The organism is Providencia sp. JGM181 (assembly GCF_018257375.1).
GTDB classification, from domain to species: domain Bacteria; phylum Pseudomonadota; class Gammaproteobacteria; order Enterobacterales; family Enterobacteriaceae; genus Providencia; species Providencia lanzhouensis.
In genome coordinates, this window is record NZ_JAERJY010000019.1 from 15,995 (window position 1) to 33,405 (window position 17,411).

Below are 17,411 nucleotides of genomic sequence, written 5' to 3' on the forward strand. Positions count from 1 at the left end.
ATAAACTCCAAAATAATATAAATTTAAGTGATGAGAGCCAATCTCTAATTTAGCATCTCAAGATTTAGCGCCGTCATTCTACGCTGCTTAGGGCAGCAAAGCAATAAGCGCCATTATGCGGACGGTTCATTTTCAACGACCAAACGCTTCGGTGCAATACGTCCATCTTCACTAATCAGAGCGATACCGATAAACCGCTGCTCTGAACCACAAGTGACACGGATCATGTCGCCTTCCACTAGGTCTTTTACATCACCGCGTACAGGTTGACCCTGTTTGAAATACGCGGCTGTTTCCTCAGTAATATTCACTGCAGGAAAATGAACCACTGCGGTATCCATTGGCAATAATAGAGAATCGAGCAAGGATTCAAATGAGCCTTCTCCCGCATCCACTTTTGCCCGTAAAGCAGCTAATTGTTCCAACGTGACCATACGATCGTAAGGATAATTTGCCACTTGCACACGACGCAGATAAGTCACATGCGCACCACACCCCAACATTTCACCTAAATCATCAATGATAGTTCGAATATAGGTGCCTTTAGAACAGTGAATTTCCAGTTCTAATTCATTGTTATCCCAACGAATAAACTGAAGTTCATACACTGTAATTTGGCGGGCTTCACGCTCTACCGTAATACCTTTACGTGCGTATTCATATAATGGGCGCCCTTGGTGTTTCAGCGCTGAATACATGGAAGGAACTTGCAGTGTATCTCCACGAAAATGTTCGAGGGCTTCTTCAAGTTGCTGTGCCGTAAAAGTGATATCGCGTTCACTGATGATTTCGCCGTGAGAATCAGAAGTATCTGTTCGTTGCCCAAGGCGTGCAATCACCCGATAGCGCTTATCTGAATCGAGTAAAAACTGTGAGAATTTCGTCGCTTCACCAAGGCAGACTGGCAACATGCCTGTCGCTAGTGGGTCAAGTGCCCCCGTGTGCCCGGCTTTATTTGCGTTGAAAAAGCGCCGCACTTTTTGCAGCGCATCGTTTGAGGAAATATCGGTGGGCTTATCTAACAGCACAACGCCGTCAATATTGCGCCCGCTACGACGACGCCCCATTATTTTTCCTCTTTACTATCTGTACCTGCACGACGCTCTTCGTCATTACGAATCACGTTCGATACTAAGTTAGACATACGCATACCATCAACTAATGAGTTGTCATATTCAAACGTTAATTCAGGAATAATACGTAAACGCATTGCTTTCCCCAGTAATGAACGAATGAAACCTGACGCTTCATTTAATGCTTTAATGCCGTCTGCAACCATCTCTTCTTCACTTTTTTCATTCGCAAAGTTGAAGAAAGTGACGAAGACTTTACCGTATGCCAGATCCCGTGACAGCTCTACGCCAGAAACGGTTGCCATGCCAATACGGGGATCTTTGATTTCGCGCTGCAAGATAATTGCAATTTCTTTTTGCATTTCTTGAGCTACGCGCTGAGAACGACTGAATTCTTTTGCCATCGTTAATCTCCTGACAATAAAGGGGGCAATAGCCCCCTCATTAATACTATTTTGTCACCACGATACTTCGTGGGTACTCACAAAATTAACCGTCGATTGAACGTTTAACTTCGATAACTTCAAAGACTTCGATCATATCGCCGACACGGACATCGTTGTAGTTCTTAACACCGATACCACATTCCATACCGTTACGAACTTCGCTAACGTCATCTTTAAAGCGACGCAGTGATTCCAGCTCACCTTCGTAGATAACCACGTTATCACGCAGAACGCGGATTGGGTTATTACGCTTGATGGTACCTTCAGTAACCATACAACCAGCAACTGCACCGAATTTCGGTGATTTAAACACATCACGGACTTCTGCAAGACCCATGATTTGCTGTTTGTATTCAGGTGCCAGCATACCGCTCATCGCTTGTTTGATTTCATCAATCAGGCTATAGATGACGGAGTAGTAACGTAAATCAACGCTTTCGCTTTCAACGACGCGACGAGCAGATGCATCGGCACGGACGTTAAAGCCAAGAATGATCGCATTAGAAGCTGCAGCCAGAGTTGCATCAGTTTCAGTGATACCACCCACGCCAGAACCGATGATTTTGATTTTAACTTCATCAGTTGACAGTTTCATCAGAGAGTCAGTGATAGCTTCACAGGTACCTTGAACGTCAGTTTTCAGTACGATATTCAGTTCAGAAACTTTACCTTCTTCCATGTTAGCAAACATGTTTTCCAGTTTAGATTTCTGCTGACGAGCTAATTTCACATCACGGAATTTACCTTGACGATACAGGGCAACTTCACGTGCTTTTTTCTCATCACGAACAACTGTCGCTTCATCACCCGCTGAAGGAACGCTGGACAGACCCAGGATCTCAACTGGCATTGAAGGGCCAGCAGACAGAACTTCTTTACCTAATTCGTTGCGCATTGCACGAATACGGCCATATTCAAATCCACACAGTACGATGTCGCCTTTGTTCAATGTACCTTCTTGAACTAAGATAGTTGCCACTGGGCCACGACCTTTGTCTAGGTAAGATTCAACAACCACACCGCTTGCCATACCTGCATATACCGCTTTCAGTTCTAAAACTTCAGCTTGCAGCAAGATAGCATCTAACAGTTCATCGATACCGGTACCTACTTTCGCAGACACACCGATAAACTGAGTGTCACCGCCCCACTCTTCAGAAATAACGCCGTACTGAGACAGCTCATTTCTGACGCGATCTGGGTCAGCTTCTGGTTTATCCATTTTGTTAACCGCAACAACGATTGGCACGCCCGCTGCTTTCGCATGCTGGATAGCTTCGATTGTTTGTGGCATAACACCATCATCCGCAGCAACAACCAGAACAACGATATCCGTCGCCTGAGCACCACGAGCACGCATTGATGTAAACGCGGCGTGACCTGGGGTGTCTAAGAAGGTGATCATACCTTTGTCAGTTTGAACGTGGTATGCACCGATGTGCTGAGTAATACCACCTGCTTCGCCAGATGCTACTTTCGTTGAACGAATGTAGTCCAGTAAAGAGGTTTTACCGTGGTCAACGTGACCCATGATGGTAACAACTGGCGCGCGAGCTTCTTTAACTGCTGAGCCAGTGTCACGGTCGTTCATTACCGATTCTTCTAACTCATTCTCACGACGCAGAATAACTTTGTGACCCATTTCTTCTGCAACTAATTGTGCAGTTTCTTGGTCAATCACTTGGTTGATGGTTGCCATTGCACCCATTTTCATCATCGTTTTGATGACTTGGGAGCCTTTAACTGCCATCTTGTTAGCTAATTCGCCAACAGTGATAGTTTCGCCGATAACAACGTCACGGTTTACCGCTGCAACTGGTTTGGTGAAGCTTTGTTGTAAAGAGCTGCCTTTACGTTGCTTACCTTTAGTGCGACCTGAGCGACCAGCAGCGCGTTCTTCTTCGCGATCCGCTTTTTCAGAAAGTTTGTTGCCTTTCTTTTGACGAGGTGCTTTAGCAGAACGGTTACGAGAACGACGACCTTCTTCTTTCTCATCACTTTCATCTTCCGCCGCACGTGCGTGGGTAGATGTTGTTGTGTGATAATCGCTGTCATCTTCAGATTTGCTATCTGAGTTCCAGTCTTCGCCTTTTTCTTCAGCCATTTTACGGGCTTCTTCAGCAACACGGCGCGCATCAGCTTCAACTTTACGTTGAGTTTCTTCTTCCGCTTTGCGTTTCAGTTCAGCAGCTTCGGCTTCAAGACGCTGTTTGTCAGCGTTACTTTCAGTTGCCGCTTTGCTTGGTTTTTGATTTTCGCTTTGTTTCACTTTTTCTCTTTCCGCTACTTCGCGCGTAGCTTTATCAGCTGCTTCACGTTTTGCTTTCTCTTCGGCTTCACGTTTTGCGTTAGCTTCCGCGTCACGTTTTGCAGCATCTTCTGCTGCACGTTTCGCTTCTGCTTCACGTTTTGCCAGTTCCTCAGCTTCGCGCTGTGCTTGCTCTTCCGCTTCACGCTGCGCCTGCTCTTCCGCTTGCGCTTCTTCAGCGTCGCGGTTCACATAAGTGCGTTTTTTGCGGACTTCAACATTTACCGATTTGCTTTTGCCACCGGTGACTGGAACACTCAGCGTACTACGAGTTTTACGCTGTAATGTTAACTTACTTGGCTGCCCCGCTGCTCCGCCTTGTTCACGGTTTAAGTGGTTCAGTAAAGTTTCTTTCTCAGTCTGGCTAACAGAGTCATTCGCACCTTTCGTGATCCCTGCTTCAGCAAATTGCTGTACCAGGCGCTCAACTGTGGTTTGAATTTCCGTTGCCAGTGATTTTACAGTTTCTGTCATGCCGTTCCTTCCTGCTACAGTGTTTACGCATCGTTTCCGAACCAGCAAATATTACGTGCTGCCATAATGAGTTCGCCTGCTTTCTCATTATTCAGACCTTCGATATCAATCAGGTCGTCGATGCCCTGCTCAGCAAGATCTTCCAGTGTACAGATACCGTGAGTAGCCAAATTATAGGCCAGAGTACGATCCATACCATCAAGATTCAACAAATCTTCTGCTGGCTGATTATCACCCAAGCTCTCTTTTTGAGCTAGTTCAATTGTGGTGAGGGCAGCTTTTGCTCTTTCACGTAGAACTTCAACGGTTTCTTCATCAAGACCGTCAATTTCCAGAAGTTCTTTAATAGGCACGTAAGCCAGTTCTTCTAATGTAGAGAAGCCTTCTTCAACAAGTGTTGTAGCAAACTCTTCATCAATATCTAGATGCTTAGTGAATGTTTCAATAGAAGCGTGTGCTTCTGCCTGATGTTTTGCATTCAGCTCTTCCGCAGTCATGACATTCAGTTCCCACTTGTCATCACCACGATGGATTTTCAGTAACTGAGCCGCTAAGCGAACGTTTTGTCCATTACGTCCAATAGCTTGCGCTAAGTTGCTGCTTTCAACGGCAACATCCATCGTACAGTTGTCTTCATCAACCACAATAGATGCCACATCAGCCGGAGCCATAGCATTAATAACGAATTGCGCTGGGTTATCATCCCATAACACAATGTCGATTCTCTCGCCGCCTAACTCACTAGAGACAGCTTGAACACGAGCACCGCGCATACCAACGCAAGCACCAACTGGGTCGATACGTTTGTCGTTAGTTTTTACTGCGATTTTTGCACGAGAACCTGGATCGCGAGCTGCTGCTTTGATCTCGATGATCTCTTCGCCAATTTCTGGTACTTCGATGCGGAATAATTCAACCAGCATCTCTGGACGAGAACGAGTCACAAAAAGCTGTGCGCCGCGCGCTTCAGGACGAACATCATACAGTACGCCGCGAATACGGTCACCTGGACGGAAGTTTTCGCGTGGTAGCATATCTTCGCGCAGGATCACAGCTTCTGCGTTATTACCTAAATCTAAGGTAATGTTTTCACGGTTAACTTTTTTAACCTGAGCAGTGATGATTTCACCTTGTTGCTCACGGAATTGGTCAACCACCATCGCACGCTCAGCTTCACGTACTTTTTGTACGATAACTTGCTTCGCGGTTTGCGTGGTAATACGGTCAAATACAACAGATTCGATTTGGTCTTCGACGTATTCGCCTAACTGCAATTCAGGATCTTCGAATTGTGCAGCTTCCAGTGTAATTTCACGGGTTGGCATTGTGACTTCTTCGACAATCACCCAACGACGGAAAGTATCAAAATCACCGGATTTACGGTCGATTTCTACGCGAACATCAATCTCTTGCTCATATTTCTTTTTAGTTGCTGTCGCCAGCGCAGTTTCCAGAGCCTCGAAGATTTTTTCACGAGGGAGGGATTTTTCGTTAGAAACCGCTTCAACAACAGCCAGAATTTCTTTGTTCATCCTAGTTGCCTCATTGAACTTAATTAAAAGTGTGGTACCAAGTTAGCTTTCTGGATGTTGCCGAGGGCGAACACCTCATCCTTACCATCTACAGTAACCGTAATCATTTCACCATCAACGGCTTTGATAATGCCTTGCCATCTACGACGGTTCTGCATCGCGATACGCAGTGACAGAGCCACTTCTTCACCCATGAAACGCTCATAATGAGCAATGGTGAACAGTGGACGTTCCATACCCGGTGACGATATTTCAAGGTTATAAATCACAGAAATTGGATCTTCGACATCCAATACTGCACTTACTTGATGGCTGACATCAGCACAGTCATCAACAGTGATGCCTTCTTCACTATCAATGAAAATACGCAGTGTCGACGTGCGCCCGCGAACAAATTCTAAGCCTACAAATTCAAAGCCTAGTGCTTCCACTGGTGCAGAAACCATCTCTGTTAATTTTTGCTCTAATGTGGACAAGCCCACCCCCAGACATAAAAAAAGGGCATAAAGCCCAGTTAATTCGATTGTCAAATAACAAAAAACCCCGAAATTCGGGGCTTTTGTAACTGGACCCATAGTACATGGGTTTACCGTGCTCTTAGTATACCTTGAAAATCTAGATAAATCGATGAGAAATTACGATAACGATATCTGATATTGTTGCGACAAGATATGTATAACTAAGAGAAATGGTTGCGGGAGCTGGATTTGAACCAACGACCTTCGGGTTATGAGCCCGACGAGCTACCATGCTGCTCCATCCCGCGTTCGAAACGTGACTATTTTACACTGACTATTGTGAGTTCACAAGTCGTCTAAAATAATGGTGCCGAGGACGGGACTTGAACCCGTACGCCCGTTTTGTAGGCACTACCACCTCAAGGTAGCGTGTATACCAATTTCACCACCTCGGCACTGAGGCGAGGTTACTAATTTGACAATCAATAACCTCAAATTTTTAACTTCTTACTGCTTTACTACTAATGAAGACATAATGTCGTCATTCGGAATCTGTCACACTTAACGAGGAATATCGCTCGTTGGTGTTGCTGGTGCTGCCGGAACGTCTGTTGGTTGCTCGACTTTTGCCGGTTCGCTAATGTTTTCCCACTTACTACCTGCACCAGTTCCATATTTATTGGCAGTCATGTTGCCAAGAATTAAACTGATGATGAAAAACACAGCAGCCAAGATTCCAGTCATACGGGTCATGAAGTTACCTGAGCCCGATGAACCAAACAGTGTTGCAGAAGCGCCCGCACCGAATGATGCACCCATGTCAGCACCTTTACCTTGCTGTAACATGACCAGACCAATTAGGCCGATAGCCGCGAGCAAGAAAACAACTAAAAGAGCTATATACATTTGAGTTACCTATTCAGTTACGGCGCATAGCCTATGCTATGACCCTTATACTGCACACCTACTCAAAACATTATTACAGAATTGAGCAGGTGCGAATACTAACCAAAGCTGAGCCGACAAGCAAGTCTATTTTGATTTCATTTAACTATTTGAAGAAAAAAACAGCAAACTATCGAAATAATGCTCAACTCGGTTATTCGCCTCCCTCCAGCTAATTTTTATCCGCTAAAGGGAGAATGTACGGCATTAACCTGCCGCTTTAACTGCATCAGCAATACGGTTCGCCATTTCGGTGACAGTTTCTTCGTTTTCACCTTCAACCATGACACGAATCAGCGGTTCAGTACCTGATTTTCTTAACAATACGCGACCTTTGCCGGCTAACTCTTTTTCCACTTGCTCATTTGCTGCAATAACAGCATCACTTTGCAGAGGATCATGTTTGCCTTTAAAGCGTACGTTGACCAGAATTTGAGGTAGAAGCTTCATACCGCTGCATAAATCGTGCAGGCTCATATGGTTACGCACCATGGCACTCAGTACTTGCAGACCCGCAACAATACCGTCGCCTGTTGTGGTTTTATCTAATAAAATCACATGACCTGAGTTTTCAGCCCCCATGCGCCAGCCTTTTTCTTGGAGTTTTTCCAGAACATAGCGGTCGCCCACTTTCGCTCGTTCAAATGGAATACCCAGCTGTTTCAGTGCGATTTCTAACCCCATGTTACTCATTAGAGTCCCCACAACACCGCCTTTCAATTGGCCTTGACGCAGAGCTTCACGCGCAATGATATACAGAATTTGGTCGCCATCGACTTTATTACCTTGATGATCAACCATGATGATACGGTCACCGTCACCATCAAATGCTAAACCTACATCCGCTTTTTCTGCCAGAACACGCTGTTGCAGCTTACGAACGTCGGTTGCACCACATTCTTCATTGATATTGATCCCATTAGGATCACAGCCCATTGTGATGACTTGCGCGCCTAATTCGCTAAATACGTTAGGTGCGATGTGGTAGGTTGCGCCGTTCGCACAGTCTAAAACCACTTTAAGGCTGTTTAAGCTTTGCTCGTTCGGGAATGTCCCTTTACAGAATTCAATGTAGCGCCCTGCAGCATCGACGATGCGGTTCGCACGACCCAGCTCTGCAGATTCAACGCAAGTAATTGGCTTTTCCATTTCCGCTTCAATCGCTTCTTCAACTTCGTCAGGCAGTTTAGTCCCGTCGATGGAGAAGAATTTAATCCCATTATCATAGTAAGGGTTATGGGAAGCTGAAATTACGATCCCAGCCTCAGCGCGGAAAGTGCGAGTTAAATAAGCTACTGCTGGCGTTGGCATTGGACCGGTGAAGGAAGCAGATAACCCTGCTGCAGCTAAGCCAGCTTCTAATGAAGATTCCAGCATGTAGCCAGAAATACGCGTATCTTTACCAATGATAATTTTACGTGAGCCGTGACGAGCCAGTACTTTACCCGCAGCCCAGCCTAATTTTAAAACAAAATCAGGCGTAATTGGGCTATCGCCCACTTTGCCACGGATACCATCAGTACCAAAATATTTACGGTTACTCATACGCTAATTTTTCCTTTTCTGACAGAGTCATCTGAACGACTTGCATTGCTTGTACTGTCTCTTTCACATCATGAACTCGGATAATTTGCGCTCCTTGCATTGCTGCAATAGTGGCGCACGCTAAGCTACCCGCTAGACGTTCTTGAGGTGGAACATTTAATAATTGTCCAATCATAGATTTTCGTGACATCCCTGCCAAGAGCGGTAGTCCGAAATCATGAAATTGATCTAAATGCGCTAGTAACTGGTAATTATGCGACAGGTTCTTACCAAAACCAAAGCCTGGATCGAGGATTATTTGCTGTTTATCAATTCCCGCCTTCACGCAGCGCTCAATCTCACGATCGAGATACTCTTTAACTTCTTTTACTACATCCACATAATCGGGGGCATCTTGCATGGTTCTTGGTTGACCTTGCATGTGCATAATGCAGACGGGCAACCCTAGTTTTGCAGCCACTGCAAGGGAGTCTTCTTCATGTAACGAGCGGATATCATTGATAATATGCATCCCAGCTTTCGCAGCCTCATCCATTACTTGGGCTTTTGATGTGTCTACAGAGATCCAAACATCAAAACGTTTTGCAATCGCTTCCACTACTGGTACAACGCGGTCGAGCTCTTCACTGACAGAAACTTCAGCCGCACCAGGTCGAGTTGACTCGCCGCCAATATCAATAATTGTTGCCCCTTCTTGTACCATTTTGGCAACATGGTCTAGAGCATCATGATAACGATTATGAGTGCCACCATCTGAGAATGAATCAGGAGTAACATTCAAAATCCCCATCACTTTAGGAGTGGATAAGTCAAGGAGGCGACCTCGGGCTTTAATATGCATGATTATTTTTCCTTAACGTAAAAAACCCCAGTAATCTGGGGTTTTTAATTATTCAACTTGTTACGATGGCTTACTGTGGCTTGCTATCGTTATTATCGGATGAATTATTTTCATCAGATTTTTCAGTTGGCTCTTCTGGTTGAGTTTCAGCTGGTTTTGCTTCAGGTTTTGATGCGCTAGTCGCTGCACCAAATGAACCTGTCACATTGTTCACTTTTTTATCCTCATCCCAGCCTGCTGGCGCACGTACTGGACGGCGGTTCATCAGATCGTCAATCATTGGCATATCGATAGTTTCATATTTCAATAATGCATCTTTCATCGCATGCAGAATATCCATATTGTCAGTTAAGGTTTTATGTGCAACCTCATAACCACGGTCGATAATTGCTTTAATTTCTTCGTCAATGATGCGTGCAGTTTCATCTGAGTAAGTCGAGCTATGTCCTGAACGACCTAAGAATGCTGGGCCTTCTTCTTCAGAATATAACACTGGACCTAACTTGTCAGAGAAGCCCCACTGAGTCACCATTTTTCTCGCAGTGCTAGTTGCTTGCTGAATATCACCTGATGCGCCGGTTGAGATTTTGTCATAACCGTAGATCAGTTCTTCCGCAATACGACCGCCGTATGTACTTGCGATATTACCTTCTAACTTCTGACGGCTTGCACTGATTTGGTCACCTTCAGGTAAGTAGAAAGTCACACCTAATGCACGACCGCGAGGAATAATAGTCACTTTATGAACAGGGTCATGCTCTGGCATTAAGTAACCGACGATTGCGTGTCCAGCTTCATGATAAGCAGTAGATTCTTTCTGCTCTTCAGTCATCATCAGTGAGCGATGCTCTGCACCCAGCCACACTTTATCACGCGCTCTTTCGAATTCAGCCATCGTTACAACGCGTTTATTTTCACGCGCTGCAAACAGTGCGGCTTCGTTCACTAAGTTAGCCAATTCCGCACCGGAGAAACCAGGTGTTGCACGAGCCAAGATAGTTGTATCAACCGCAGGGTCGATAGGCACACGACGCATATGAACTTTTAAGATTTGCTCACGACCACGGACATCAGGTAAGCCAACCACAACTTGACGGTCAAAACGACCCGGACGCAATAATGCTGGATCCAGAACGTCAGCACGGTTAGTTGCCGCGATCACGATAATACCTTCGTTACCTTCGAAACCATCCATCTCAACCAGCATTTGGTTCAGTGTCTGCTCACGCTCATCGTGACCACCGCCTAAACCGGCACCACGTTGACGACCAACAGCATCGATTTCATCGATAAAGATAATACAAGGCGCCGCTTTTTTTGCTTGCTCGAACATATCACGAACACGTGAAGCACCCACACCCACAAACATTTCCACGAAGTCTGAACCGGAAATAGTAAAGAATGGTACTTTCGCTTCACCAGCAATGGCTTTAGCCAGTAATGTTTTACCTGTACCCGGCGGTCCTACCATCAGGACACCTTTAGGGATTTTACCACCGAGTTTTTGGAAACGAGCAGGTTCACGCAGGAAGTCTACGATCTCCCCCACTTCCTCTTTCGCTTCATCGCAACCCGCAACATCAGCAAATGTTGTTTTAATCTGATCTTCTGTCAGCATACGGGCTTTGCTTTTACCGAATGACATCGCCCCTTTACCGCCACCACCTTGCATTTGGCGCATAAAGAAGATCCAGACACCAATCAACAGCAGCATTGGGAACCAGGAAATGAAAATAGATGTCAGTAAGCTAGGTTCTTCTGGTGGTTCACCGACGACAGTAACATTCTTGTTTAACAAGGTGTCTAACAACTTCTCATCCTGCATAGGCAGATAAGTTGTGTAGCGGCTATTATCCGCTTTTCTGACGTTCAATTCACGACCTGTGATACGAACTTCACGTACCTGATCCTGGGCTAACTCATTGATAAACGTTGAATAATCAACTCTGCGACTATTCGAATCGCTTGGGCCAAAACTCTGGAACAAGGACATCAGAACAACTGCGATGACTAACCAGAGAATTAGGTTTTTCGCCATGTCACTCAAGGGATTAACCTCACCTTACAACTGTGTTAACAAATAACGCTCAGGGTACTATAGTTTTAGTCCTGTCGCTACAATGTATACTTCACGCGATCGTGCCCGCGAAGATTCGGGTTTACGAACTTTCACCTTCGTAAACAGGGAGCGGATATCCCTAAGGTATTCGTCAAAGCCTTCTCCCTGAAACACTTTAACGATAAAACTTCCCCCGGGAGCCAATACCGCACGGCACATATCCAATGCTAGTTCAACCAGATACATAGAGCGGGGAATATCCACTGCTGGTGTTCCGCTCATATTTGGGGCCATGTCAGACATAACCACTTGTACTTTTTTATCGCCAACTCGCTCTAACAAAGCAGCCAGTACAGCTTCGTCACGAAAATCCCCTTGGAGGAAATCCACGCCGACGATTGGGTCCATTGGTAATAGGTCACAAGCAATAATACGACCATTGTGACCGATTTGGCCGACAACATATTGCGACCACCCACCAGGAGCAGCCCCTAAATCAACAACGGTCATACCTGGTTTAAAAATCTTATCACTTTGCTGGATTTCATCCAGTTTAAACCATGCACGCGAGCGGAGCCCTTTCTTTTGTGCTTGCTGAACATATTTATCACTAAAATGTTCTTGCAACCAACGACTGGAGCTTGCCGAACGTTTTTTATTGGCCATTGCACTTTCCAACTATACTAATAGAAATACATTTCCCGACATTCTTCAAGTTACAGGGAGTTAGCTTCATTTTTTCTACCCAAGTCACATAAATAGCGCTGTTTATCGGGAGAGTGTTAACGTGCTGCCTACTTGTCACTGGATTACTTTCGGGTAATCATTAGCTGCTTCTTTACCATCGAATAAGATTAATAGATGGTGATAGTGATCAGATGGCGGTAGAATATGCCATTTTCAATACTAACCAAGCAAAAAATCGATGAATCTTAACAAAAAACAAGTTCAACACCTAAAAAGTCTCGCTCATCACTTAAACCCAGTTGTTATGATTGGCAACAATGGTTTAACTGAGGGTGTTTTGGCTGAAATCGAAGTCTCATTAACACATCATGAGCTTATCAAAGTCAAAATCGCTGGCGAAGATCGTGAAACTAAAAATTTGATCGCTGAAGCGATTGTTCGCGAAACTGGTGCAGCAAATGTTCAAGTTATCGGTAAAATTCTCGTTCTCTACCGTCCATCGGCTGAGCGCAAAATTAGTTTACCTAAATAATAACTGCTCATTTATATAAAAATGCCATTGAAAGCATGTTTTATATGACGAAAAAGGCCGCCTGCGGCCTTTCTCTCTAAATCAGTAAAATAATATAACCAATTCAGGGAAATAGGAATCAGATATACTCAACTTTAAGAATTTCGAACTCAACATCCCCGCCCGGCGTCTTAATCATTACGACATCATCAACTTCTTTGCCCACTAGTCCACGCGCAATTGGTGAATTCACTGAAATTAAGTTCACTTTAATATCAGCTTCATCATCACCTACGATGCGGTAGGTTAACTCTTCATCAGTATCCAAATTCAATACGGTAACCGTCGCACCAAAGATCACTCGGCCATTATTTGCCATTTTGGTAACGTCAATCACTTGAGAGTGAGAAAGTTTAGATTCAATTTCTTGAATACGACCTTCACAAAAGCCTTGTTGCTCACGCGCCGCATGATATTCAGCGTTTTCTTTTAAATCGCCATGTTCACGAGCTTCTGCAATAGAAGCAATAATTTCAGGACGACGGACAGATTTCAGATACTCGAGCTCTTCTCTTAGCTTGTTAGCACCAAATACCGTCATTGGAATCTGTTTCATTTGATAAATACCTCTAATTCAATCCTATCTAAAAATAAGTATCTTCCTGATTTTGTAACAACAGTACACCGAACACCATGATATGTAGGGGGTGTTCAAAAACTTAAGGTGTCAATAACTCAATCAGACCAACTTGCGCCTTATCTTATCATACTGTTCGCTATTTTAACTGAGAGTTAATAGCGGATCATCGTTTACTTTATTGGGCATTACACTTTAGTATGTGCAGTATGTCTACCCTAATGCGTGAAATATATGTCGCTACTAACATCAACCAGAAAATTAATCTTCACTTTAGGACTTGCATTCATTACTTCGCAAGCATCTGCCATCCCTATCGATGATTATAAGCAGTATCTCCCTGACGGCACTAACCTTGCTCTGGTTGCGCAGAAAGTAGGAAGTAATACCCCTCTTATTGATTATAACGCTCAACAAATGGCTCTGCCTGCCAGTACGCAGAAAGTCGTCACCGCCCTCGCTGCATTATTACAGCTAGGTCCGGACTACCGTTTCGTCACTAACTTCGAGACCAACGGAAAGCTCAATAACAATACGTTATCCGGTGATTTGGTGATTCGCTTTAGTGGTGACCCTACGTTAACACGTCAGCAAATTCGCAATATGGTCAATGCGTTAAAACAGATTGGCATTCATAAAATCGATGGCGATCTCATTGTCGATATTTCGGCTTTTGCGAGCCATGATAAAGCACCAGGCTGGGTATGGAATGATATGACTCAGTGTTTCAGTGCTCCACCGGCCGCTGCCATCATTGATAGAAACTGTTTCTCCGTTTCCCTTTATCCCTCAGATAAAGCTGGAGAAATGGCTTATATCAAAACAGCCAGTTTCTATCCTGTAAACATGTTCAGTGAAGTCAAAACTCTTGCTAAAGGCTCACCAGAAGCTCGCTATTGCGAGTTAGATGTGGTTCCTGGGGAATTAAATCGCTATACATTAACAGGCTGCTTAACCCAGCGTAGTGAGCCATTACCGCTCGCATTTGCAGTGCAAAATGGGGCGAGCTACTCCGGCGCCATAGTCAAAAATGAGTTGCAGGTCGCGGGCATTGAATTGTCTGGCGCGGTTAAAAAACGCACCCAGCAGACGCCTCAATCACAAGTACTCGTCAAAACTGAATCCAAACCGCTGCATGACCTCTTAAAAATCATGCTGAAAAAGTCTGATAACATGATAGCGGATACAGTATTTAGAACGATTGGTCGTGATTATTACGGTGTTCCGGGTACCTGGCGATCTGGCTCTGATGCAGTAAGACAAGTCCTCAAGCAGAAAGCGGGTATTGATTTAGGAAATACCGTGATGGTGGATGGCTCTGGCTTATCTCGCCACAATTTGATCACGCCGGCGACCATGATGCAAGTTTTGCAATTTATCGCTAAAAATGACCAGCAGCTGGATTACATTTCGATGCTACCACTTGCTGGGCATGATGGAACATTGCGCTACCGTGGTGGTTTAGATGAGGCTGGAGTCAATGGCAAGGTGTCAGCGAAAACTGGTGCATTACAAGGGGTTTATAACCTTGCAGGCTTTATTACTACCGCAAGCGGTGAAAAAGTGGCATTCGTCCAGTTCATTTCCGCTTATGCCGTGCCACAAAGCCAATATAATAGCCGCCGTGTACCTTTAGTTCGCTTTGAAAGCCGCCTCTATCGCGATCTTTACCAAAAGAACTGATCTCCCTGAGGATCCTTTTAAAATCTTCATAATAAAAAAGGCACAACCTTCGCAAGTTGTGCCTTTTTATATGACTCAAAGATAATTATTTTTGGTAGATAAATTCGACGCCTTCGTCGTCATCTTCATCCCAATCATCATCCCAATCGTCATCAAGATCATCTGCACCAGATAGCTGCTCTTTGTGGTAATCATCCCACATAAATTCAACTTTCTCTGGTTGGCTGTTTTCATCTTCAACGGCCATATCACGCGGCTGAGTATTCATGAACTCCATGATATCCCAACACAGTGCTTTCACACCTTCGTGGTTTACAGCAGAAATCATATAATACTTATCTTCCCAGCCCATACCTTTAGCAATTTCAGCTGCACGTTTGGCAGACTCTTCTTCACCTAAGATATCCACTTTGTTGAAGACTAACCAGCGTGGTTTCTGAGCCAGTTTTTCACTGTATTTTTCTAACTCACCCACAATGATCTTGGCGTTTTCCACCGGATCAGATTCATCGATTGGGCAAATGTCGATAAGATGCAGCAGTACGCGGCAACGCTCTAAGTGCTTCAGGAATTGGATCCCAAGTCCTGCACCTTCCGCAGCACCTTCGATCAATCCTGGAATATCTGCAACCACAAAGCTCTGCTCGTTATCCATACGTACCACGCCGAGGCTTGGAACCAAGGTTGTAAATGGATAGTCGGCAACTTTTGGCTTCGCTGCTGATACTGAACGAATAAATGTGGATTTACCAGCATTCGGCATACCCAGCATTCCGACATCAGCAAGTAACATCAGCTCTAATAAGATTTCACGCGTTTCACCTTTCGTTCCCATGGTACGCTGACGCGGAGCACGGTTAACGGAAGATTTAAAACGAGTATTACCAAGCCCATGGAAACCGCCTTTAGCGACCATATGGCGTTGATCGTGACGAGTCATATCACAGAGTACTTCATTAGTGCCAAGATCGCGTACACGCGTTCCTACAGGGACTTTAACCGTGATGTCTTCACCACGTTTACCTGTACACTCACGGCTTTGACCATTTTGGCCACGTTCTGCACGAAATGATTTTTCAAAACGGTAGTCAATCAGTGTGTTGAGGTTTTCGTCTGCCTGTAAATAGACATCACCACCGTCACCACCGTCACCACCGTCAGGTCCACCTTTCGGGATATATTTTTCACGGCGGAAGCTGACACAACCATTGCCACCATCTCCTGCCACGACCAAAATTTTGGCTTCATCTACAAATTTCATAATTCTTTCTCCGTCTGCTGGCCATTATAGTGCCTGATGGCGGTATTACCCAGAGATGGCATATTCTGAATATAAAAAGCCCCGCAAAAGGTTTTTGCAGGGCTTTAATTCAAAAATTAAAAGTCAGAAAACTTATTCAGCTTCGATGCTGATAAATTTACGATTGTTAGGACCTTTAACTTCAAATTTAACTTTACCGTCCGCTAATGCGAACAGAGTGTGGTCACGGCCACAACCAACGTTGTTACCTGCGTGGAACTTAGTACCACGTTGACGAACGATGATGCTACCTGCTAATACAGCTTCACCACCAAAACGTTTAACACCTAAACGTTTTGCTTCTGAGTCACGACCGTTACGAGTCGAACCACCAGCCTTTTTGTGTGCCATTAATCTGCTCTCCTAAATCTTAAGCGATGACAGTGATCTTAACATCAGTGAACCACTGACGGTGACCTTGCTGCTTACGGCTGTGTTTACGACGACGGAACTTAACGATTTTAACTTTATCGCCACGACCGTGTGCAACCACTTCCGCTTTCACTTTAACGCCTTCAACGATAGGAGCACCGATTTGGATCTCATCGCCATTAGCAACCATCAGAACGTGATCAAATTCAACAGTTTCACCTGTTGCGATGTCCAGCTTTTCTAGGCGGACAGTTTGACCTTCGCTAACTCGGTGTTGTTTACCACCACTTTGGAAAACCGCGTACATATTAACTCCGCTTTCCGCGTACTCGCTAAATATTTCAATTCCAGAGCACGCTATAAAATATTCACAATAGGGCGCGAATTCTACGCAAAAAAGCAGCAGAACACAAGCCTATAATGCAGTTAGATTACAAAAAATACGACTTTTTTATCAGCCCTATCTTTTTCCGGCTGATTTCTCAGGAATATCTTTAATTGTTACTTATTTAAACATTTTTTGCATTTCACCCGATAATC

General features: G+C 44.6%; 16 protein-coding genes and 2 tRNA genes. 2 read left to right on the forward strand and 16 right to left on the reverse strand.

All coding sequences use genetic code 11. From position 1 onward, the window contains the following. Positions 1-113: 113 nt before the first annotated feature. The 12 genes from truB to rlmE form a co-directional block, all read right to left on the reverse strand. On the reverse strand, positions 114-1,067 hold the full coding sequence (gene truB / locus JK188_RS04655) for a tRNA pseudouridine(55) synthase TruB (RefSeq protein ID WP_211886880.1): 954 nt from the start codon (positions 1,065-1,067) through the stop codon (positions 114-116). Further along, entirely contained in the window at positions 1,067-1,477 is a 411-nt protein-coding gene (gene rbfA / locus JK188_RS04660; protein ID WP_036949056.1) for a 30S ribosome-binding factor RbfA, read from the reverse strand. Before rbfA ends, truB begins: the two co-directional genes overlap by 1 nt. A gap of 85 nt (positions 1,478-1,562) precedes the next feature. Further along, the gene (infB, locus tag JK188_RS04665; RefSeq protein ID WP_132496363.1) at positions 1,563-4,301 is read right to left on the reverse strand and encodes a translation initiation factor IF-2; all 2,739 of its coding nucleotides are present in this window, start codon (positions 4,299-4,301) and stop codon (positions 1,563-1,565) included. Positions 4,302-4,324: 23 nt separating this feature from the next. Next, positions 4,325-5,833, reverse strand: coding sequence for a transcription termination factor NusA (gene nusA, locus JK188_RS04670; RefSeq protein ID WP_036949051.1), 1,509 nt, complete (start codon positions 5,831-5,833; stop codon positions 4,325-4,327). 23 nt (positions 5,834-5,856) lie between these two features. Continuing rightward, on the reverse strand, positions 5,857-6,309 hold the full coding sequence (gene rimP, locus JK188_RS04675; protein ID WP_006662411.1) for a ribosome maturation factor RimP: 453 nt from the start codon (positions 6,307-6,309) through the stop codon (positions 5,857-5,859). Between the two features lie 213 nt (positions 6,310-6,522). Further along, a tRNA-Met gene (locus tag JK188_RS04680) sits at positions 6,523-6,599 on the reverse strand. Positions 6,600-6,656: 57 nt separating this feature from the next. Next, positions 6,657-6,746, reverse strand: a tRNA-Leu gene (locus JK188_RS04685). Positions 6,747-6,852: 106 nt separating this feature from the next. Next, on the reverse strand, positions 6,853-7,197 hold the full coding sequence (secG, locus tag JK188_RS04690; RefSeq protein ID WP_036949048.1) for a preprotein translocase subunit SecG: 345 nt from the start codon (positions 7,195-7,197) through the stop codon (positions 6,853-6,855). A gap of 246 nt (positions 7,198-7,443) precedes the next feature. After that, positions 7,444-8,781 (reverse strand): phosphoglucosamine mutase, encoded by a 1,338-nt coding sequence (gene glmM, locus JK188_RS04695; RefSeq protein WP_211886879.1) that lies wholly within the window; start codon positions 8,779-8,781, stop codon positions 7,444-7,446. Continuing rightward, positions 8,774-9,622: a dihydropteroate synthase gene (gene folP, locus JK188_RS04700; RefSeq protein WP_211886878.1), complete on the reverse strand. Its 849-nt coding sequence runs from the start codon at positions 9,620-9,622 to the stop codon at positions 8,774-8,776. Before folP ends, glmM begins: the two co-directional genes overlap by 8 nt. Positions 9,623-9,692: 70 nt before the next feature. Further along, the gene (ftsH, locus tag JK188_RS04705; protein ID WP_036949042.1) at positions 9,693-11,660 is read right to left on the reverse strand and encodes an ATP-dependent zinc metalloprotease FtsH; all 1,968 of its coding nucleotides are present in this window, start codon (positions 11,658-11,660) and stop codon (positions 9,693-9,695) included. 57 nt (positions 11,661-11,717) lie between these two features. Next, on the reverse strand, positions 11,718-12,347 hold the full coding sequence (gene rlmE / locus JK188_RS04710) for a 23S rRNA (uridine(2552)-2'-O)-methyltransferase RlmE (protein ID WP_036949039.1): 630 nt from the start codon (positions 12,345-12,347) through the stop codon (positions 11,718-11,720). 259 nt (positions 12,348-12,606) lie between these two features. Here rlmE and yhbY point away from each other — a divergent pair, with 259 nt between their 5' ends. Further along, positions 12,607-12,900 (forward strand): ribosome assembly RNA-binding protein YhbY, encoded by a 294-nt coding sequence (gene yhbY, locus JK188_RS04715; protein ID WP_036949037.1) that lies wholly within the window; start codon positions 12,607-12,609, stop codon positions 12,898-12,900. A gap of 118 nt (positions 12,901-13,018) precedes the next feature. Here the strand turns inward: yhbY and greA are convergent, their stop codons facing one another. Further along, a complete protein-coding gene (gene greA, locus JK188_RS04720) occupies positions 13,019-13,495 on the reverse strand; it encodes a transcription elongation factor GreA (protein ID WP_036949035.1) in 477 nt (158 codons plus the stop codon). 255 nt (positions 13,496-13,750) lie between these two features. On the opposite strand from greA, the gene dacB reads away from it, so the two are divergent. Then, a complete protein-coding gene (gene dacB, locus JK188_RS04725) occupies positions 13,751-15,199 on the forward strand; it encodes a serine-type D-Ala-D-Ala carboxypeptidase (RefSeq protein ID WP_211886877.1) in 1,449 nt (482 codons plus the stop codon). Between the two features lie 85 nt (positions 15,200-15,284). Here the strand turns inward: dacB and cgtA are convergent, their stop codons facing one another. From cgtA to rplU, 3 genes are all read right to left on the reverse strand, one after another. Then, on the reverse strand, positions 15,285-16,460 hold the full coding sequence (gene cgtA / locus JK188_RS04730; protein ID WP_036949030.1) for an Obg family GTPase CgtA: 1,176 nt from the start codon (positions 16,458-16,460) through the stop codon (positions 15,285-15,287). 132 nt (positions 16,461-16,592) lie between these two features. Continuing rightward, on the reverse strand, positions 16,593-16,850 hold the full coding sequence (rpmA, locus tag JK188_RS04735) for a 50S ribosomal protein L27 (protein WP_004905922.1): 258 nt from the start codon (positions 16,848-16,850) through the stop codon (positions 16,593-16,595). Positions 16,851-16,869: 19 nt separating this feature from the next. After that, positions 16,870-17,178 (reverse strand): 50S ribosomal protein L21, encoded by a 309-nt coding sequence (gene rplU, locus JK188_RS04740; RefSeq protein ID WP_006658010.1) that lies wholly within the window; start codon positions 17,176-17,178, stop codon positions 16,870-16,872. Between the last annotated feature and the right edge of the window lie 233 nt (positions 17,179-17,411).